The organism is Candidatus Woesearchaeota archaeon, from assembly GCA_030651375.1.
Lineage (GTDB): Archaea > Nanobdellota > Nanobdellia > Woesearchaeales > UBA12501 > JAUSFM01.
In genome coordinates this window covers 37,656-56,511 of the sequence record JAUSFM010000016.1, presented here as the reverse complement: position 1 = coordinate 56,511, position 18,856 = coordinate 37,656, and the positions used below count along the sequence as shown (strand labels likewise).

Genomic DNA, 18,856 nt, shown 5'->3' with positions numbered 1-18,856 from the left:
ACGCATATCTTCTTAATAAACTTTTCGTCGTCAAATCCGGAAGATTTCCGGCGATTCCGGAATAATTCCGGCAGCGAGACGTGTTTTTCCGAATTTTTATTGTTTTTCCGGAAGATTTCCGGTTGTGTCGGAACGACTTTTTTCTTTCGATGACAGAATACCGATTAAAACTCTCCCAACTTTTTCTGTCCTTTTCTGAATCGTTCCTTGTACCGCGGTGGCTCGATGGCGCAGAAAGAAAATCCTTTCTCTTCCAGCATTGCCTTTGCGTTGTCTGAAATGCTTGGCGCCGCGAGGATGCCGCGTGCGGTTTCAATTCCCTTGCTTTTTTTTATTTTCTCGACGTACCGTTTTAATTGTTCAACTGCCTTGAAGTCTGCCTTGTACCGTTTGCATTCGATGACGACAAGATTTTTGTTTGTGTCGTGGCAGAGCACGTCAATAAAACCATATTCAGTTTGTTCTTCCTGTTTAACGAGCCGGAGCCCGGCTTCTATCATTGCCGGATTTTTCGCAATCATATCAGCCATGTCTTTTTCATTGCCGGTCAGCTCAATTTTTGTGCCGTCAGCAAGCTTGGCGCTGTTGAAAAAGTGAATCTTGTTGATGAGCACATCGACAAATTCGTTGAGTGGCACATTTTTGCTTTTCAGCACGACCATTTCATCTTCGACAATGATGCGGTGGCTGGAATTTTCTTTCATGTAATTGATAGGATTGGAGCCGTGCGGCTGGTGCACGAGCAGCGTCTTGTCGCTTTTTATTATGATGACACGGTCGCCCTGCGCCAGTTTTGTTTCTGCCCTGCCGGAATAGGTAATCTCACAGTCCGCGCCGATGATGAGCATTTCTTCCCGTTCGAGGGCTTTGTTTATTTTTTCAATTTCCTGAAGAAGTTGGCGGTCGACCACAGTGCGTTGCAGATATCAAGAGTTTATATTGTTTTGCGTAGTAATCAGCCAATACAGAAACGAATTACACACTGAAGGCAAGCTACGGGCAAGGAAAAACTCCTGTTGCACATTCTGTTTTTCCCGTGAGGCGAAAAATTGGCGCCAATTTTTCGCCTCTGATGAACTGATTTAAAGTGCTACAGCACCGAAACAGTTCCTTACCAGTTCGTTTCTTGCCGTTACCGTCTTTGGCTGACGCTGAATCACATTCGTTTTACAAAAAATCATCATTGACTCTATCGGCTGAAACGAACCGCCTCCAGCAACAAAAGCACAAAAAGCTTTATAAACCCCCTCCTTTTCCATCGTCGTATGGGTCACAAAACAACCGGCTTGAGTGCCGGCAAGAGAGTCAAGGCACGGAGAACAATCCATCGCTGGTATGACAAGTGGTACAAGCGCAGCGCACTTGGGCTCAAGTACAAGTCTGACCCGCTCGAAGGAGCATCACAAGCAAAAGGCATCATTCTCGCTAAAGTCCAGCTCGAGGCAAAGCAGCCGAACTCCGCAATGCGCAAATGCGTGCGTGTCCAGCTGATTAAGAACGGCAAGCAAGTCACTTCATTTGCACCCGGCGACGGCGCCATCAAGATGATGGACGAACACGACGAAGTGCTCATTGAATGTATCGGCGGCAAAATGGGGCGCTCAAAGGGAGATCTTTCAGGAATCCGCTGGCAGGTTATCAAAGTAAATGACCAATCACTTGACGCACTTCTGAAAGGAAGAATTGAGAAGGCGAGAAAGTAAAACAACAAACATCATTCAACAAATTATTTCTTCTTTTCTACCAAACCATTCTCATCATCGCTGCTATAAACGAGAACATCGTTATAAAAACAATGAGGCAGAGCAGTATCAGCACGAGATGAATCCACCCAAACACATACGGCACTTTCAGCGTGTGCGGGTTGAAAAATTCTTTATAACGGCCGCCGCGCTCCTTGCCGATAATGTACGTCACAATAAACGCGACCCAGAATACGGCATTAAATACAGAAAACCAGCCGAGCACAAATATAACTTTCTCGAAGGTTGACAGTTTTGACCAGTAGATGTCAAGCATGGAAGGATATCTCACTTAACAGAATTTAAATGTTGTGGTTATGTTTCCTTTCTCTTCTATCTATATTCTCCAAATAAAGACAGGACTGCTGAATAAGCTCGCTGTACCAATCTTTCTTCTGGTCTCTCTATTTTGCTCTCACTCGCTCTTTGCCTGTCTCTACTCATCTGATCATACAACGCAGAATTCAACCCTCTAATCTCTGCTTGTCTTCGCGGGTCTTGCGCCGGATAACTTGCAAACCGTGCTCTATACGTTATTCCCGTATGTTCTGTCAAATCATCTGCGAGAAGTCTCACATCTAAAGAAGATGATTTTTCCGTAAGAGGGTCTCCTCTTTTAACAGGGCATCTCCGATTATCATGTATACTCATTCTCTCAGCTCCACACTTCTCGTTTTTATACCCACTCATATATAAACCTAACCACTTCCAACAGTTGTTTTCAGCCTTGCAAACCGCAAACCTTATATACCACCTACCCCAAATGAATACTATCCTTCTCGGATACGTTCTGAAGGAATTCTTAGGTGTCCTTAATGGATAATACCAACGTTAAAAAGACGGGAACAACAACCATCGGCATTATCTGCAAAGATGGCGTGGTTATGGCTGCTGATAAGAAGGCAACCGCCGGCCATATGATTGTGGACAAGCGCACGCAGAAAATCCACCAGGTAGATGACGCTATGGCAGTCACGATTGCCGGCCTTGTGTCAGACGCCCAGCTCCTGACCAAAATTTTTCGGGCAGAGCTCAAGCTCAAAAAAATCCAGTCACATCAAGATGTCACGGTCAAACAAGCAGCAAACATGCTTGCCGGGCTTTCCTATTACAACATCAGAAAAATGTCGATGCTCCCGGGCATTGTCGGCTTCCTGCTCGGCGGCAAGGACAATTCTGGGTACTATCTCTACAACATTGGCATTGACGGCAGCGTAACACAAGAGGATGACTACAGCTCTGACGGCTCGGGCAGCATTTTCGTGTACGGTGTGCTTGAGGCAATGTACAAAAAAGACATGAGCATACATGAAGGCATTGCGCTGGCGAAAAAAGCGCTCAATGCAGCGGTTCAGCGTGACTCGGCATCCGGCTGCGGCTTTGACATCACCACCATCACCCAAGACGGATTCAAGTTGGTTGAAACCGGCGAAATTCCGTATAAAATTCAGTAACATCTCACTCTCGTACAAATCTTTTATTCATTTAATATTCATTTAATTTAGTATCAAATTCAGCATCACTCACGTTCTCGTGAGTTGGAGAATAATATATGGCAAATATCTTAAAAGAAATTCTGGCAAATCTGCCCCCCGATAAAATCAGCGACGCGTGTTTTGAAGGAGCAAACATCATGCTCTACACCAAGGATAAAGAATACTTCCTTGATAATCAGGGCACTATCCGCAATGTCGTGAGCATGTTCAAAAAGCGCATTGAGCTGCGCCCCGATCCATCAGTCACGCTTGATCAGGATCAAGCCAGAGAGATTATTGAAAAAGTCATGCCAGCAGAGGCAGAGATTGACAACATCTTCTTTGACGCGTCCAGAAGCCAAGTGGTGATTGAAACTGAAAAGCCCGGCATTGCCATCGGCAAACAAGGATCAGTGCTGCGGGAAATCCGCGAAAAAACAATGTGGGTACCGCTCATCCGCCGGACGCCTGCTATCAAGTCAGAAATCATTGAAAAAATCCGACACTTTCTCTACGAACATTCCGAAGCACGGAGAAAATTCCTCAACAAGACTGGCCACCGCGTGTACGACGGCTGGATTCGCGAGAAAAAAGATGAATGGGTTCGCCTGTCCGTGCTCGGCGCTGGGCGGCAAGTTGGCAGAAGCTGCTTCCTGCTCCAAACACCTGAATCAAGAATCCTGCTGGACTGCGGCATTGACCCTGCACGCATGGACCAAGGTTCCTATCCGTACCTCGACGCGCCGGAAGTAAAACTCGATGAAATTGACGCAGTCATTCTTTCGCACGCGCACCTCGATCACTGTGGCATGATTCCGTACCTGTTCAAGTTCGGTTATGACGGTCCAATTTACTGCACCTCACCGACACGAGACATCACTGTTCTCCAAACATTGGACTTCATCAAGATAATGAAAAACGAAGGAAAAGATCCATTGTACACTGCTGAAGAAGTCAAAAAGATGGTCATGAATATGATATGCCTTGATTACGAAGAAGTGACTGACATCACGCCTGACATCCGCATCACGTTCTACGACGCCGGCCACATTCTCGGTAGCGCCATGACGCACATCCACATCGGCAACGGCCTGCACAATTTCCTCTACACTGCCGACATCAAATACGGCAGAACACATCTTCTTGATCCTGCGGCGACGTATTTCCCACGACTTGAAACTATGCTCCTTGAAGCGACCTACGGCGGCAGAGACAACGTGCTTCCATCAGAGCACGAAGCAGACGAAATTACCAAGGATGTCATCAAGCGCGCCATTGAGCGCAGAGGAAAAGTGCTCATCCCAGTGCTGGGCTGCGGGCGCGCCCAGGAAATTATGCTCCTCCTTGAAAAACTCGTGCGCAACAAAGAAATTGAGGAAATCCCTGTGTTTGTTGACGGCATTGTGTGGGACATGACTGGCATTCACACGGCGTATCCAGAATTCCTCAACGCGCTGGTGCGCAAGCAAATTTTCCACAAAGACAGCAATCCGTTCTTATCACCAATCTTCAAGCGCGTCGGCTCGCAGAAAGAGCGCACGCAAATTTTGGAAGACACCGGTTCCTGCGTCATCCTCGCAACTTCCGGCATGATGGTCGGCGGCCCGTCAGTACAATACTTCAGAAACCTTGCAGGTTCAGCGCGCAACGCCCTTATCTTCACATCGTATCAATCCGAAGGCAGTATGGGCCGGCGCATTCAAAACGGCGAGCGCGAATTCATGTTCCGTGACGGCAAAACACAGGAAATTGTCGAATGCAAAATGGAAATCAGCAAGCTTGAAATTTCAGGGCACTGCGACCGCCGCCAGCTGATGAACTTCGTGCACAAGTGCGACCCGCGGCCGAAAAAAATCATTTTGAACCACGGCGAAAATTCGAGAATTCTTGACCTTGCCAGCAGCATCCACAAACAATATCCGATTGAGACGGTTGCCCCAAGAAATCTGGAAGTTGTAAGGCTGAAATAAATAAAAATAAAGAATTATCTGCGTGTTTCAATCATGCCGCGACGCCAGATGCGTGCCGGTAAATCCCTTCTTTAATCCACGTACCCTGTTGCCGCTCATCAGATAACGTACGCGTGCACCTTTCATGCCCATGTTGCCGTGTTTCCATTCTGCAGGCCAGCGGAATTTTAACGGCGTGCCATCATCATCAATAATGGTGCCATCAACCACTTTGCCATTGCTTTCGCGTGGAACACGCTCAATCACGCCAGTGCGATAACCCATACTATCACCAACTAAAAGAAGGGGAATTGTGTTTTAAATAGTTTGTGGTCTCACTGTTTATTGTCGTTTAAAATCTTTAGGGATTACACACTTCATCCTTCAAGGAATCTTCTCCTTGGCCGGCTGCCTCCATTGCAGCACGATGTGCCAGTTTCAGCCCATTCACCGCTTTGTCAAGAAATGATTCACACTCATTGGCACAATAGTCAGTTAGTGGGTTACTTAGATCACTGCACCCTTCACCGACGCGAGAAAAACCAACAAACGGGCTTCCACCACGAGCATAGGCGCTGAACCCTTTTTCTGGGATGATCTTGGTGCTTTGTCGTGTAGAATCAGAATCATCATATAAGATCGTGCAGCTCCATCCGTCATACTCCGGAAAAGGACCAAAATGCGGATCAACATCACAAATCTTGATCGAATAGTCGATGCATTGAACGAGAACATGCTCTCCTCGTTCGTTGTTTCCCTCAACTATTGGGCGAGAGGGGGGCGCATTCATTGTCGTGTTCAAACTTCCCGTGCTGATAACAAAATTGCCATCATTTAATGTTTGATCCAATAATTGATACATGACCGAAGGAAGCGAAACACATGAACGATATTCCAAACGAGTAGGTCTTTCTTGGTTATCCAAACATCCCTGTGTTCCAACGAGTGTAAGTGCCAAAAGAATTCTTGAGACAAGTCCCATATTACTTTCTCATCCGCTGCGCCTTATTCCTGAGTCGCGCCCGCTCGTTCGTCAATGTCGTACGACAGTCAACACACCACTTGCGGAGCTTGTTGAGGCTGCGGATGTGGTCGCCGCATCGTTTGCACAGAATCGGATCCATACCCTGCGATGAACGGGAGAGGTATAAAAACCTTTCTACTCATTAGTGATATCAAGCGAAAGGTTTAAAAGGGGGAAAAAGGGGCTAAAACTTTAAATAATCGCCCCATTCTGTAGCACATATGATCGTCACTCCTGAAACAAAACCGCACGTTCTGAAAGCAGGGAGAATTGCGGGCGAAGCGCTGCAGTACGGAAAAAAACTCGTCAAAGTAGGTGAATCCCTGCTTGAAGTTTCTGACAAAGTCGAAGAAAAAATCAAACAATTGCTCAACGGAGAAGAAGAATCAGGATTGGCGTTTCCCGTGCAGGTATCTTTCAATCAAACCGCAGCGCATAACTGCCCCACCGATGAAGACAAAACAATTTTCAAAGAAGGTATGGTTGTAAAACTGGACTGCGGCGTGCACATCAAGGGCTGCATGGCAGACAATGCACTCACCGTTGATCTCTCCAACGATGGCCGCTACAAAAATCTGCTTGAGGCATCAAAAAAAGCGAGAGACAAAGTTATTCCGATGATGAAGCCGGGTGTTTCTGTTTCAGACATTGGTGGCGTCATCGCAGAAACAATCGAATCATTCGGCTTCAAGCCCGTAAAAAATCTTTCTGGCCACGGATTGGACATCTACACGGTTCACTCCAGTCCGTCAGTTCCTAATTTCAACACCGGCGCACAAACAAAACTCCAAGACGGCCAGCTCCTCGCGGTCGAGCCATTTGCATCAATGGGTGCCGGCATGATTGAAGAACTTGGAGAAGCAGAAATTTTTATGCAGGTTGCGAAAAAGCCCGTGCGGAGTGCGTTCACGCGTGAAATTCTCAAGCATATTGAAACGTACAAGGGGCTTCCCTTTACCACCCGCTGGCTCACACGATTATTTGGGAAGCCGAAAGTCAACTTCGCATTAATGGAGCTCCAGCGGATTGAATCCGTCAAGTGCTATGCACCGCTCGTTGACAAAAACAAGGGATTCATCAGCCAGCACGAGCACACGGTTATTGTTGGGGACAAGCCGATTGCGACGACAAAAGTTGAGTAATTCATACGATGATACCCATGGACCCGCGCGTGCTCGCCATCAGAGACGAGGCGAATAAAATTCTTGGAGAGCGTTGTATCAAACAATGCGGTGCTTTCTGCTGCAAGAATTATTCTCTTATTCTAACAGAAAAAGAAATGAAAACTGTTGTCGGAGAAAAAGAAAAAGAGTTGCGCGCAAACGGAAAACTCAAGCAGCGGATGGGCGGCGGCTACCTTCTCAATATTGACGGCGGCTGTCCTGCGCTGGATAAAAATAACCGATGCACGGTCTATAAAAATCGCCCTTCTGTCTGTAGAAATGCGCCGTTTGTTTTTGATGATGATTACAAAATTGTTAAAGTGGGGTGTGAATGCGGCATTGCCGAGAGTGACATTCTTGTGCCCTTCTTTGAGCAGTTTGAGAAGATTGGATGGAAGGTGTTTATTGCAACTGACGAAGAACTGGGAACGAAACTGACGCGGTGGAAAGGGGTATAATTGCTTGATTATCCCTCAATTTTTTTCTGTAAAATCGTTTGCAAAATCTGGCGTAATTTAAAAATCTGTTCTTTGTTTCTTTCATAAAAATCAATCAACACTCCTTTATCTTTTTGACCATAATAATTAATGTCATTCCTTGTTTTTCGCAATTCATCAAAAATATTTTTCTGTGCAGGCAGTATCTCGCTCATATACTTTTTTGTTATGTGGAAAATAAGGCTCTGATGATGGTCTTTATCCGTTATTTTTTCGCCATCACATGCAAGTATTGCTCCCGAAAGTGCATGCAGAATGTCATATTCCATCGTTATAAGGACTGATGCCTCACCATTATTTTTTAATAACTCAACTGCGTGACTAAATTCTCTTGCTCGTAACAATAAACTTTTTGCCTTCTGTTTGTCTGGTGTAATCTGTTGAACTATCATGATGGTACCTCAAAATAACCATACATGACGATACCATTCACTACATTATTTAAAAATTCTTTTGAAAGTGCAGCCGGATTTTTTTCAAAGGTGATATTTATTTTTCTTTTAAGTTTTTTTTCGTATCTTCTAAGATCAAGCTGTTTTTCTCTGCTTACAACAAAAAGGTCTATATCACTCTCTTCAGTATCTTCGCCTCTTCCATACGAGCCGAAAAGAATAATGGCATTCGGTGCTGTTTGAGAAGCAATCTCTTCAATTACACCTGAGCGGTGCAGCTCATAAAGATTTTGTATCCGTTTATACGCGCTATATTTTTTACTTTGTTGGTTTGCTTTCCACGCCACTGATGGCTTACTTCCTGACAGGTTTTTTTTAAGTTGTTTTATTACTAACTCTTCCTGTGCAAGGTGCCGTACTACTTTCAGGACGGTCGGGTGGCTGATTCCCAGCAAGCGCGCTATCTCTCGTGCGGAGAATGATCGTGTTGGGTACGCGCTGATGGTGCCCAAGACTCCCTGCTCATTTATGGTAAATTTTCTTTCCATGTGGTAAACATAATTACCGGCTCTATATAAATGTTTCGATTGGTGACGGACTGATAGAAAAGCTTAAATCCGACCTCTTTTCTTTCGTCCACTATGACTCAACCAGACTACGACCTCGCCTCACTTACAGAACAGGCGCTTCTTTTGCAAGCACAGGATAGAACCAGGGAAATCGCAGAAGCGCACGCATCATTAGACGCTTCGCTTCAGAGTCCGGCACTTTCACGGGAAGACGTAGTTGATGTTCTCGTAAAAATGGGTGTCGAACAGCTGTATGCTGAAAAGGCATTTGATCAGATATATCCTGATCCTCAAAAACTTGCTACACTTGAAAGAAATGCAGAAGCAGGCACCAACTGGCATATTTCTTGTACCAACCAAGCACAATCTTTCTTAGCTAACCTTTATTCTCACTTAGCAGAGTCACTACCTGATGTTAAAATACGCTACTCTTTTTTGTTTTTAAGGTCTGAGTATGACGCCTATCATTCTGTTCCCTCTTTTCATTTTCCTATCTTCCAATCATTAATGCTACCAAATCGGCATTATTGCGTAACTCCAAGACTTGCATTATTTTTTGTCTCGGCTCCTTCTTTTGATGCTCAAGAAGATATCGCGCGGATCGAAATATATGAGGATACTATGGGTGCTGATATTTTTATGACTGTGTATAGACCTATTCCTATCTTATTTGAAGCTGTTGCAAAACTAAAAACAACACATAGAATCAGAGACGTTGAAAAAATGTATTGAACCAACTCACCACCACTTCTTAACTCCCATCGCCTCATCCGTCTTCTTCATGCTCGTGAGCGCATCATCCGTCAGCCCCATCATCGCCCGTATGCAGTCAATATTATCAGGCACCACAATGCTTTCCTGATGCACGGCCTGCATGAAAAATAATTCATTGCCATTAAGAACGCTGACGCTGTTTTTCCATACCACCAATTCAAATAAGTCGCTTCGTTTTCTTCCAAGGTCGCGCGCCATTTCCATAATCTTTGCGGTGGAGGTAATCCGTTTATCGGCGTCAACAAGAATGATGCGCGGTGTTTGTGAAAGAATCTCAATCACTTTCTCCGCAGTCGTCGGTGTATTCAATCGCACATTCAGCGTATGCACATGCATCAGCGTCGTCGGTACAATCAGCGCCGTGGTCACAATATCAAGGTCAGGAATAATTGTTTTGACATCAGGGCCGTGGTGGGACGGAATCGTCACCGGATCCGGCACAATGGCATTCATCGGGCCGGTATCGTCGTCAAATGGGTCAGCGCCGCGGCGAATGAGCGTCACGCGCGCTGATGCAATGCCGAATGCTTTTTTCAAAGCCCCCAAGTTTCGCGAAAGCCCGGTGGTATTGCAGGACACAACTCGTACGAATTGTTTTCCGAGCGCCTGCTGATAATTGTTTGATGCGTTAAACGAACAGTCAACCACATTCGCTTTTTCCCCGCCCTGAAAAATTGCTTTTTTATTTTTTGGCAGATACAGTTTTTCCTTGTTTTCTTTGCCCATTTTTCCCGGCGTGCAGTCAACCACGATATCGCATGAATCCAGCAATTCCTCAACTGTGCCTTGGACGGGAATTCCTTTTTCCTGGAACAAACGATAATTTTCCTTATTGTTCGCAAATATCGGAAACCCTAATCGTTGTGCATCATCCAACTCGAATGACGGCGTTGTTTTCACCACGCCAATAATTTTCATGTCATCTTGTGAAGCAACAGCATCAGCAATTCTTTTTCCAATGGTGCCATACCCGTTGATTGCTATCTTCACGCTCATTGTTTCACCTCAAGGGCAGGCGGCTGGTTGTTGATTGCCTTTGTTTTTGATTGCGTCAACACATCGATTGCCGGCAGTGATTCGTTTGCCACAAACGCCAGAAACGCGCCGCCGCCGGTTGAGACGTGCGTCATTTTGTCAATAACCTTAAATTTCTCGACAGCAAACGCCGATTCACCGCCACCGATGACTGTGGTAACTCCTTGTTCACTAAGCTCGCCTAAATATCGCGCCATTTCCCGCGTTCCTTTTTCATATTTTTCAATTTCAAACAATCCCATGGGCCCAGCCCAGATGACCGTTTTTGCTCCAGCAAGAATCTGCTTATACAGTTCAATGGTGCGCGGCCCGATGTCAAGCCCCATAAAATCTGAATGGATTTTCCGCGTGTCCATAATTGTTTCTTCTGCATGGCCGGTTGGCTCTTTTGCCGCGATGACGTCAACCGGCAGCACAATTTTTTCATTGAGCGCAAGTTCAAGAATTTCATCCCGCACTGCTTCGCTCAGCCATTCAGCATCAACTTTTGACCTGCCGATAGAAAAGCCGCGCAGTTTGAGAAACAAAAACGCCAGCCCACCACCAATCAAAATTTTGTCTGCCTTGGTGATAAGGTTTTTCAGCGCGTTGATTTTGTCCCCTTTGACGCCGCCCAGTAGTGCGACAAACGGTTTTTCCGGCTCTTTCATTATTTTTTTCAGCATGTCTATTTCGCGGCGCAGGCACAATCCGCCGCAGCTCAACATATATTTCGGCACGCCCACCATGGATGCGTGCTCGCGGTGCGACACGGAAAAACACTCGTTTACATACACATCGCCCAATGCAGCGAGTTCCTGCACAAATCCGTCTTCATTTTTTGTTTCGCCTTCATGAAAACGCACGTTTTCAAGAAATATGATGTCACCTGGTTTCATTTGCTCCACTTTTTTTTGCACCTCTTCACCAGTGCACGCGTCGAGTTTTTCAATGGGCCGGAACAGCATGCGTGATAATCGCTTTGCCACATTGTCGGTCGTGAGGTGCTTTTCAACACCTTTTGGCCGGCCAATGTGCATGAGGAGAATTATTTTTGCATTGCGGTCAATCAGATGCTGAATCGTCGGGATGCAGGAAACAATCCGTTGGTCATCAATGATGTTTCCTTCGCTGTCTACCGAAATATCCATTCCGACGCGGACGAATACACGCTTGTTTTCCACGTCCACTTCGTTGACGTTTAAAAATGGCATAGTCGCTTTGAGCAACGGGCTATTTATAAAGTTATAGAGGATAAAGTAGGCAATCTTGCCTACTGAGAGAAAGATTTAAAAGACTTCCGCTGATTCTTGGGCAGATGGAACCTGCTTTGGTTGTCGAACAAAAAACGCGTGCATTTGGCCAGCTATTTAGCGAACTTATTGAAGCCATTAAACAGCAGAAGCCAGATATGAAAGCGCTTGAACGGCTTAAAAAAGACGCTGCTAAAAAATATGGAATGACCAAATCCCCCTCCATGATTGAGATTCTTCTGCACGCACAGCAAAGCGACCTTGCTGAATTAAAAAAATACCTCCAAAAAAAACCAATGCGAAGCTTGAGCGGCGTTGCGCCTATTGCAGTGATGACCAAGCCCTATTACTGCCCGCATGGAAAATGCACAATGTGCCCGGGCGGGCCCAAGAGCGTATTTGGCGATGTGCCGCAATCCTATACTGGACGAGAGCCATCCACCATGCGCGCAATTCGCGCGGAATACGACGCGTATGAAATTGTGTTTAACCGGCTTGAGCAATATCTGGTTACCGGCCACGAGCCTGAAAAGGCGGAAGTGATAATTCAAGGCGGCACGTTTCCAGCAATGGATGTGCCCTATCAGCATGAAGTGGTCACAAACATTTTTCGCGCAATGAATGATTTTTCTGACTTGTTTTTTCCCAAGGGAGTGTTTGATTTTGAGGGGTTCAAAGATTTTTTTGAATTGCCAAACCCGGTTGGCGATCCAGACCGAAATAGGCATATCAAGGAAAAAATCAGCGCGCTGAAAAAAACAGCAACAACTCTTGAACACGAGCAGGAAAAAAATGAGACTGCCCACATCCGCTGTGTCGGCCTGACGATTGAAACCAAGCCAGACTGGGGTTTTGCTTCTCACGGCAATGAGATGCTTGCATTGGGCTGCACCCGCATTGAACTGGGTGTGCAGTCGGTGTATGACGACGTATTAAAACGAGTGAATCGCGGCCACACGCTTGCCGATACCAAACAATCAATTCGCGAATTAAAAGATCTCGGGTTTAAGCTGAACTTTCATTACATGCTTGGCCTGCCGCGGGGCGATGGAACAACAACGACTGCAGAGGATGAATTGAAGGGACTTAAAGAACTGTTTGAGAATCCTGAATATCGCCCGGACATGCTGAAAATATATCCGTGCCTCGTGTTGCCCGGCACGGCGCTGTACCTCCAATGGAAAGCAGGAAAATACGCGCCGGTGTCAACGGGAGAAGCTGCTGAAATCATCAGCGAGTTCAAGCGCAGCGTGCCGAAGTATTGCAGAATTATGCGCGTGCAGCGCGATATTCCCAGCACACGTGTTGAAGCGGGCGTTGATAAAACAAATTTGAGACAGTATGTTGAAGTATTGTGCAAGAAAAAAGATATTCACTGCCGCTGTATCCGCTGCAGAGAAGCTGGCCGCGCCGGTGTTATTGTTTCTGAAGCAGATGTTGGTTTTGAAATCATCGAATACGACGCAACGGGCGGAAAAGAATTTTTCATCAGCAGCATTGCTACCGCCCACGACCTGCTCATCGGCTTTGTCCGGCTCCGGTTTCCCGGACATTTTTTGCGGCCTGAAATTACTCCTGCATCCGCGCTGATTCGTGAGATTCACGTGTTTGGAAAAGTGACATCGATGGGCTCTAAAGGGGATGTCCAGCACGTCGGCATTGGCAAACAGCTCATGCACCGCGCAGAAGAAATCGCGAAACAACATGGCAAGGATAAAATTGTCGTCATCAGTGCCATTGGGACGAGAGAATATTTCAAAAAACTCGGCTACACCAAAGAAGGGCCGTATGTGGTGAAGACGATTTAAGGTTTGTAAACACGAAAAAGCTTAAATACTCACGCTGATTCCTCAAAAAGATGAGCAACGTCCATCTCGATGTATGTGCAAGCTGCTGGAAATATACTGACACCAACCTACTCGGAGATGCATGGGAAGCTGGAAAAAAAGAGGGAGTCTCAAGCCCGGCAGTGGATAGTTCTATTGACGGATGTTTGGGTGTTTGTGATGACCGAAATAATGCAGTTTTATCATTAGGGCATGCTATATCAGTAGGAACTGCTGCTAATACGATTATTTTTAGACATCTTAACACGCCCGCAGATGTTCGTGCAGTACAGGACTATGCTGCATATATAGCAAGGAACGGTTGTTTAGGAGAGATACCATCAGCATTGGCAGATAAAGTATACGCATTCATGCGAGATGGAAAGTTAGTGCGCCATCCTTTTCCTAACGATGATGAATTACCATTGAATCTGGAACGTTTAAGCGGCTTGATGCATTATTATAGTCGTTAGAATAGATACAGAAAATAATATAAACACTTCTTTTATTTCAGTGCGCATGTCCTCTCGTTATCCCGAACTCGATGTCTTGCGCGGCGCTGCTGTCGTAAGCATGATCATCTATCACTTCTTTTTCGACCTTGATTTTTTGGGCATCAGCCAACATTCGATGTATGCGGGCGGCTGGCTCGTTTTTCAGCGCATGATTGCGTCATCTTTTTTACTGCTCGTCGGCATTTCGCTGACGATTAGTTTCAGCCACGTTCGTGAGAAACCCTTTTTGTTTATCTTCAAAAAATTTCTGAAGCGCGCCGGATATGTGATGGTCGTTGCATTGCTCGTGACGCTCGGCACATGGCTTGCGGTGCCAGAAGCATACGTTCGTTTCGGCATCTTGCATTTGATTGCTGTTTCCACCTTGTTATCCTTGCCATTTTTGTTTATTTCCCCTTTCTTTGCCGGCTTTGTTGGTGTTGGTTTTTTATTTGCAAGCTCGCTCATAAAATCAATATCTGTTTCCCACCCTTTTTTCCTCTGGCTCGGCATCACGTACCCCGGCTTTTCCACGGTTGATTATTTTCCCGTTGTGCCATGGTTTGGCATTGTGTTGCTTGGAATTTTTCTGGGAAAATGGCTGTATCCAAAAGGAGAAAGAAAATATCACTGGCTCTCTGTCCCGACTGCCAACCACCGACTACCGGCTGCCTTCGTCTGGATTGGCAGAAAAGCGCTGTGGATTTACCTCGTACACCAGCCGATTCTCGTCGGCATTCTTATGCTCGTCATAAAAGCAAAAACCTTATAAACCCCCTCTCTCGTCCATCAATCATCGGAGATGTGGGGAATGGCTTCCCTGAATCCGCGAAATAGACACAGTACAATAACGGAGGCCACACTATGGGATACTTAAAATATATGCGAAAGGCATGGGAACAGCCCAAAAAAAATATGCCTGCACTTATGCGCCAGCGCCTGATTGCGTGGCGTCAAGAACCTTCTACGCTTCGCCTTGAGCATCCGACACGCATTGACCGTGCGCGCAGCCTCGGCTACAAGGCAAAACAAGGATTTATTGTTGTCCGCGTGCGCCTCCAAAAGCGCGTGCGTTTTCGTCCATTCATGGTGGGCGGCAGGCGTTCGAAACACGCGCGCCGGCACATGATTGTTGCCAAGACCTTCCAATGGATTGCAGAACAGCGCGCGCACCGCCACTACGCAAACTGCGAAGTGCTTAGTTCGTATCCACTTGCAAAAGATGGAAAATATAACTGGACTGAAGTTATCCTTGTTGACCGGTCGCATCCCAATATTCTTGCTGACTTGAAATTGCGCAATCTGGTCAAACAGCGCGGACGCGTCTGGCGTGGCTTAACTACTTCAGGCAAGCGAAGCCGTGGACTGCTGACCAACAAAGGCAAGGGCGCGGAAAAACTGCGGCCAAGCCTGCGTGCACACAACCGAACGAGCAAATAAGCTTTATTTTTTTATCTTTTTTTTAATCTCTTTTTTACCTCTTTTTTATGTCTTTTTTTTATTTTTTATGTATTTTTTTATTTTTCCTGTTTTTACAACAAAATTTTTAAATTAAAAACGCATATTAAAGCCAGCATATCAAAAAAGGTGATGGATATGAAAGAAAAGTTCCGCTGCGGACGATGCAATTATCAATTCTTCATGACTCGCGAGCCAAAAGCGTGCCCGTACTGCGCGCAGGCAACGGTGGTCAAAGAACAGGATTTCTTTAACGTGCAGCGCGAAATTGAAAATCTGTAGGCACCCGGTAGAAAACTATATATAATCAACCCGCGATGGTAACTGTATGAAAAAGAGGTCCATCAGAGAACACCTAGCCGGCATCTTCCTCGTTGCTCTGCTCTTTGTTGCCGTTGTTGCCTTCTCCTCATCGTCCCTCACCGGCACGCTGATTCTCGGGCTTGAAAACAGCACGGAAAACACAACCCAAGGTGAGATTGTTGCAAAGTTCCGCTCCCAAAACATCAAGCCAACCCTTGTGCTCGGCTATCCGCTCGACGCACAAGACCTTGGAGCGCTTAATGCCTCTGACTTTGTTCCCTTCCTGAAAATCAGCTGCACCAGCAATATGTGCTTCAAGGGCATTTTTTACGAGTGCAAAAACGGCCAGCCAACCAAAGTGCAAAAATGTAAATACGGCTGCGACGAAACCGGCTGCAAGGAATGTGTTGAGTGGAAAGAGTTCGAAGGCGGCGGCAGGGTTTCCCCCCGAATCAAAGGAAGCGCGAACAAGTGCATCGGCGATGACGTGTACCGCTGCGTCAACGGCCACTGGGCCTTTACGCTGACCTGCCAATACGGCTGCCAAACCACACCGCTCAAGATACGCAACCCAGTTGACAACAAGGAAAAACTTGACGAGCGCACTGCAGAAACCACAGGCGTTGTTGAGAGCGTCAACCGCTTGCTCGGCAGGCCGCCGAAAAAATACGAGCCGCGCTGGGGCGAACAGTTTGCCGAAAATTACACGCTGGGCCACTGCCGCTGCTTCTACGGATATGCGAACCTCTGCGTGAAAGATGACCTCTACCAATGCATGGGATTCAAGGACGAATATTTCTACACCAAGCTTGATCACTGCGAGAACGGCTGTGATGTCGATGGTGAACGATGCAACAAGCGCCGGACAACGTGCGACAAGAAAGTTGATACAGCTCAATGCGTTGCTGGCACGAAATGGGACTGTGTTGACGGCTTCTGGGTCAATACCAAAAAATGGTGCAGCGTTACTGCACAATACCAAGACGACAAGCAGAATCCGAAGGGGAATTAGGCGTAGAGGCCGTATACCGGCACATAAATAGAAACGCATAAATAGTTCTTCACGACGCTTCACTCCAAAGGTGATATTATCACTCCTATTGCTTGTGTGCTGTGTACCAGAGAATTAGCCGGCGGGCCATTTCCGCAGTACAGCCATACTGTGTTCCTCTGCAGCCAGTGCCAGATTATCTACGATGCCACCATGGAAGGACTCTACATCGGACGGTTCCAGCCGTTCCACAACGGACACCTTGCACTCATCAAGGAAATGCTCAAAGAAGTGAAAACACTCCATATTGTCGTCGGCAGCGCCCAGCACATCGGCACCAAAGAGAATCCGTTTTCTGCTGACGAGCGCCGAGAAATGATTCGCGCTGCACTCACGGAAGCCGGCATTAAAAATGTCGATATCACTCCCGTGCCGGATATCATATGGCACAGTAAATATGTTGAGCACATCAAAACTTTTGTTCCGCATTTTGATATTGTTTATGTTGCTGAAAACAAGCATCTCGAAGAACTTTTCAGTGCAGCCGGCTGCAAAATCAAAACGCATCATCGGATTGACAGCATCATGGGTACGGAAATCCGAAATCGCATGGCAAAAAAAGAGCCATGGGAACATCTTGTGCCACCTGCAGTTGCGAACTATCTCAAGAAGATCGGTGGGCAGGAACGGGTGAGGAAATTACTTGCGGAATAAATAGGGGGGCAAGTTCGCCACGATATCTTATCAGGTTGCGTTGATGTTCTGGACTATTCTGCAAGCGCTCCGGTGTTTTCGGCAGCCATTCTTCAGTCTCATGCGGCATAACCACCCACAAATCAGTCGTGTAGAGCGCGCCATCAGGCTTTGTTTTTGCCGCTCTATTTTTTGGCTTATCAAAGAGAACATAAAAAGAATGGCCAATTCCTGCCTCGTGGAAGGGAGTTGTCAGCGCAACACTGGTTAAGCCGCGCTCAAACACATCTTCACAAATCAACACCTGATCATGCACCGTGAGATCCTCAAGTATTGCTCCCATGTTCGCGACGCTTACGCTGCCTGCCCTACCCACCCCTTCATACGATTCAGTTTTAACCACATTATGGTAGTTTGGCATGGCAAAACCTTTTCGCTGTGCCAGCGCACAAAAGACATCATACATTGCAATGCCCACAGGTGTTCCGCCTCGCCATACTCCCACGAGGTATGATGGCCGTACTCCATCAAGATACGCTTTCAGCGCAAGTTCCCGTGCCATCGGATAAATATGGTCGTCAAGGACAAACAACATGTTCCCTTCAACAAGGCCGGGCGGTGCCGACGGCACCAGCATACCGCTATCGCGTAAGAGGAAGCCGGCAACTTCAGGCCGGTGCTGTTCGATTTCGTCGTCAGTGAGGTGCTCCATCTGGTATGGAAATACGACTGGCACATCAGTTTCCATAGCAACATAATCCGGCTGTTTTCCCTGATGGTCACGGCGAAAAACCTGCACTGCGCTTTGGATGTGCAGGCCGGTTCTTCCATCACTGCGTAAGCCATTCACAATCGCATCAATAGTGCTGCCTCCTTTTGAGACATTACCAACGATAAGTACGCGGTCATTATCATGAATTTCTTCAAGCACTGACCGCATATTTTTGATTTGAACCGTGCCATCTGCTTCTGCCTTTACTGCGCCATGATACCGCGGCGCATCAAATCCGTGAATGTGTGCAAGCGCCTTAAAACTATCATGCAACGTGATTCCTGCGGGGGTTCCACCTTTCCAAATGCCGATAACCACATTCGGAAAGAAGCCGTCGTCATAAATCGTCCGTACCAGTCTTCGAGAAAGATCAAACTCCTGATGGCCCGTAAGGAAAACCTTTTCAACCATAGCATCGCTGCGCGCCGCAGGTTTAAAAAGATTGTTGTAAGCAAAACTTTAAAAAC

The 18,856-nt window shown here is 46.5% G+C and carries 23 protein-coding genes; 13 read left to right on the top strand and 10 right to left on the bottom strand.

Annotated features, from left to right (window positions below; genetic code table 11):
* Nucleotides 1-164: 164 nt before the first annotated feature.
* On the bottom strand, nt 165-911 hold the full coding sequence (gene nucS / locus Q7R76_06280) for an endonuclease NucS (protein ID MDO8643155.1): 747 nt from the start codon (nt 909-911) through the stop codon (nt 165-167).
* A 354-nt stretch (nt 912-1,265) separates the two neighbouring features.
* Here nucS and Q7R76_06275 point away from each other — a divergent pair, with 354 nt between their 5' ends.
* Complete coding sequence (locus tag Q7R76_06275) at nt 1,266-1,703, top strand: 30S ribosomal protein S12 (protein ID MDO8643154.1); 438 nt, start codon at nt 1,266-1,268, stop codon at nt 1,701-1,703.
* A gap of 37 nt (nt 1,704-1,740) precedes the next feature.
* Here Q7R76_06275 and Q7R76_06270 read toward each other — a convergent pair whose 3' ends face one another.
* On the bottom strand, nt 1,741-2,019 hold the full coding sequence (locus Q7R76_06270; protein MDO8643153.1) for a hypothetical protein: 279 nt from the start codon (nt 2,017-2,019) through the stop codon (nt 1,741-1,743).
* A 538-nt stretch (nt 2,020-2,557) separates the two neighbouring features.
* Between Q7R76_06270 and Q7R76_06265 the strand changes: the two genes are divergently transcribed.
* Nucleotides 2,558-3,196 carry a proteasome subunit beta gene (locus Q7R76_06265; protein MDO8643152.1) on the top strand — a complete coding sequence of 213 codons (639 nt, stop codon included), beginning with the start codon at nt 2,558-2,560 and terminating at the stop codon, nt 3,194-3,196.
* A gap of 98 nt (nt 3,197-3,294) precedes the next feature.
* On the top strand, nt 3,295-5,187 hold the full coding sequence (locus Q7R76_06260) for a beta-CASP ribonuclease aCPSF1 (protein ID MDO8643151.1): 1,893 nt from the start codon (nt 3,295-3,297) through the stop codon (nt 5,185-5,187).
* A 27-nt stretch (nt 5,188-5,214) separates the two neighbouring features.
* On the opposite strand, the gene Q7R76_06255 is transcribed toward Q7R76_06260, so the two are convergent.
* From Q7R76_06255 to Q7R76_06245, 3 genes are all read right to left on the bottom strand, one after another.
* Nucleotides 5,215-5,451, bottom strand: a complete 237-nt coding sequence (locus Q7R76_06255; GenBank protein ID MDO8643150.1) for a hypothetical protein — start codon at nt 5,449-5,451, stop codon at nt 5,215-5,217.
* Nucleotides 5,452-5,527: 76 nt separating this feature from the next.
* Nucleotides 5,528-6,148 carry a hypothetical protein gene (locus Q7R76_06250; GenBank protein MDO8643149.1) on the bottom strand — a complete coding sequence of 207 codons (621 nt, stop codon included), beginning with the start codon at nt 6,146-6,148 and terminating at the stop codon, nt 5,528-5,530.
* 1 nt (nt 6,149) lies between these two features.
* Nucleotides 6,150-6,290: a hypothetical protein gene (locus Q7R76_06245; GenBank protein ID MDO8643148.1), complete on the bottom strand. Its 141-nt coding sequence runs from the start codon at nt 6,288-6,290 to the stop codon at nt 6,150-6,152.
* A 121-nt stretch (nt 6,291-6,411) separates the two neighbouring features.
* Here Q7R76_06245 and map point away from each other — a divergent pair, with 121 nt between their 5' ends.
* Both map and Q7R76_06235 read left to right on the top strand, forming a co-directional pair.
* Nucleotides 6,412-7,332 (top strand): type II methionyl aminopeptidase, encoded by a 921-nt coding sequence (gene map / locus Q7R76_06240; protein ID MDO8643147.1) that lies wholly within the window; start codon nt 6,412-6,414, stop codon nt 7,330-7,332.
* A 17-nt stretch (nt 7,333-7,349) separates the two neighbouring features.
* Nucleotides 7,350-7,811, top strand: coding sequence for a YkgJ family cysteine cluster protein (locus tag Q7R76_06235; protein ID MDO8643146.1), 462 nt, complete (start codon nt 7,350-7,352; stop codon nt 7,809-7,811).
* 8 nt (nt 7,812-7,819) lie between these two features.
* On the opposite strand, the gene Q7R76_06230 is transcribed toward Q7R76_06235, so the two are convergent.
* Both Q7R76_06230 and Q7R76_06225 read right to left on the bottom strand, forming a co-directional pair.
* Nucleotides 7,820-8,242 (bottom strand): hypothetical protein, encoded by a 423-nt coding sequence (locus Q7R76_06230; protein MDO8643145.1) that lies wholly within the window; start codon nt 8,240-8,242, stop codon nt 7,820-7,822.
* Entirely contained in the window at nt 8,239-8,790 is a 552-nt protein-coding gene (locus Q7R76_06225; protein MDO8643144.1) for a nucleotidyltransferase domain-containing protein, read from the bottom strand. Before Q7R76_06225 ends, Q7R76_06230 begins: the two co-directional genes overlap by 4 nt.
* Nucleotides 8,791-8,883: 93 nt before the next feature.
* Here Q7R76_06225 and Q7R76_06220 point away from each other — a divergent pair, with 93 nt between their 5' ends.
* A complete protein-coding gene (locus Q7R76_06220; protein MDO8643143.1) occupies nt 8,884-9,543 on the top strand; it encodes a hypothetical protein in 660 nt (219 codons plus the stop codon).
* 6 nt (nt 9,544-9,549) lie between these two features.
* Here the strand turns inward: Q7R76_06220 and Q7R76_06215 are convergent, their stop codons facing one another.
* Nucleotides 9,550-10,581 carry a type II glyceraldehyde-3-phosphate dehydrogenase gene (locus tag Q7R76_06215; GenBank protein MDO8643142.1) on the bottom strand — a complete coding sequence of 344 codons (1,032 nt, stop codon included), beginning with the start codon at nt 10,579-10,581 and terminating at the stop codon, nt 9,550-9,552.
* Nucleotides 10,578-11,813 carry a phosphoglycerate kinase gene (locus Q7R76_06210; protein ID MDO8643141.1) on the bottom strand — a complete coding sequence of 412 codons (1,236 nt, stop codon included), beginning with the start codon at nt 11,811-11,813 and terminating at the stop codon, nt 10,578-10,580. The genes Q7R76_06215 and Q7R76_06210 overlap by 4 nt, the downstream gene beginning before the upstream one ends.
* A gap of 104 nt (nt 11,814-11,917) precedes the next feature.
* Here Q7R76_06210 and Q7R76_06205 point away from each other — a divergent pair, with 104 nt between their 5' ends.
* The 7 genes from Q7R76_06205 to Q7R76_06175 all read left to right on the top strand — a co-directional run bounded on the left by Q7R76_06205 (nt 11,918) and on the right by Q7R76_06175 (nt 17,638).
* Nucleotides 11,918-13,660, top strand: a complete 1,743-nt coding sequence (locus Q7R76_06205) for a tRNA uridine(34) 5-carboxymethylaminomethyl modification radical SAM/GNAT enzyme Elp3 (GenBank protein MDO8643140.1) — start codon at nt 11,918-11,920, stop codon at nt 13,658-13,660.
* Between the two features lie 50 nt (nt 13,661-13,710).
* Entirely contained in the window at nt 13,711-14,151 is a 441-nt protein-coding gene (locus Q7R76_06200; protein ID MDO8643139.1) for a hypothetical protein, read from the top strand.
* A 46-nt stretch (nt 14,152-14,197) separates the two neighbouring features.
* A complete protein-coding gene (locus Q7R76_06195; protein MDO8643138.1) occupies nt 14,198-14,944 on the top strand; it encodes a heparan-alpha-glucosaminide N-acetyltransferase in 747 nt (248 codons plus the stop codon).
* A 92-nt stretch (nt 14,945-15,036) separates the two neighbouring features.
* Entirely contained in the window at nt 15,037-15,612 is a 576-nt protein-coding gene (locus tag Q7R76_06190) for a 50S ribosomal protein L15e (protein MDO8643137.1), read from the top strand.
* 150 nt (nt 15,613-15,762) lie between these two features.
* Nucleotides 15,763-15,912 carry a hypothetical protein gene (locus Q7R76_06185; GenBank protein MDO8643136.1) on the top strand — a complete coding sequence of 50 codons (150 nt, stop codon included), beginning with the start codon at nt 15,763-15,765 and terminating at the stop codon, nt 15,910-15,912.
* A 46-nt stretch (nt 15,913-15,958) separates the two neighbouring features.
* Nucleotides 15,959-16,945 carry a hypothetical protein gene (locus Q7R76_06180; protein ID MDO8643135.1) on the top strand — a complete coding sequence of 329 codons (987 nt, stop codon included), beginning with the start codon at nt 15,959-15,961 and terminating at the stop codon, nt 16,943-16,945.
* A 96-nt stretch (nt 16,946-17,041) separates the two neighbouring features.
* Nucleotides 17,042-17,638: a nicotinamide-nucleotide adenylyltransferase gene (locus tag Q7R76_06175; GenBank protein ID MDO8643134.1), complete on the top strand. Its 597-nt coding sequence runs from the start codon at nt 17,042-17,044 to the stop codon at nt 17,636-17,638.
* On the opposite strand, the gene Q7R76_06170 is transcribed toward Q7R76_06175, so the two are convergent.
* Nucleotides 17,589-18,800, bottom strand: a complete 1,212-nt coding sequence (locus Q7R76_06170) for a hypothetical protein (protein ID MDO8643133.1) — start codon at nt 18,798-18,800, stop codon at nt 17,589-17,591. The two genes, Q7R76_06175 and Q7R76_06170, sit on opposite strands and share 50 nt — an antisense overlap.
* Between the last annotated feature and the right edge of the window lie 56 nt (nt 18,801-18,856).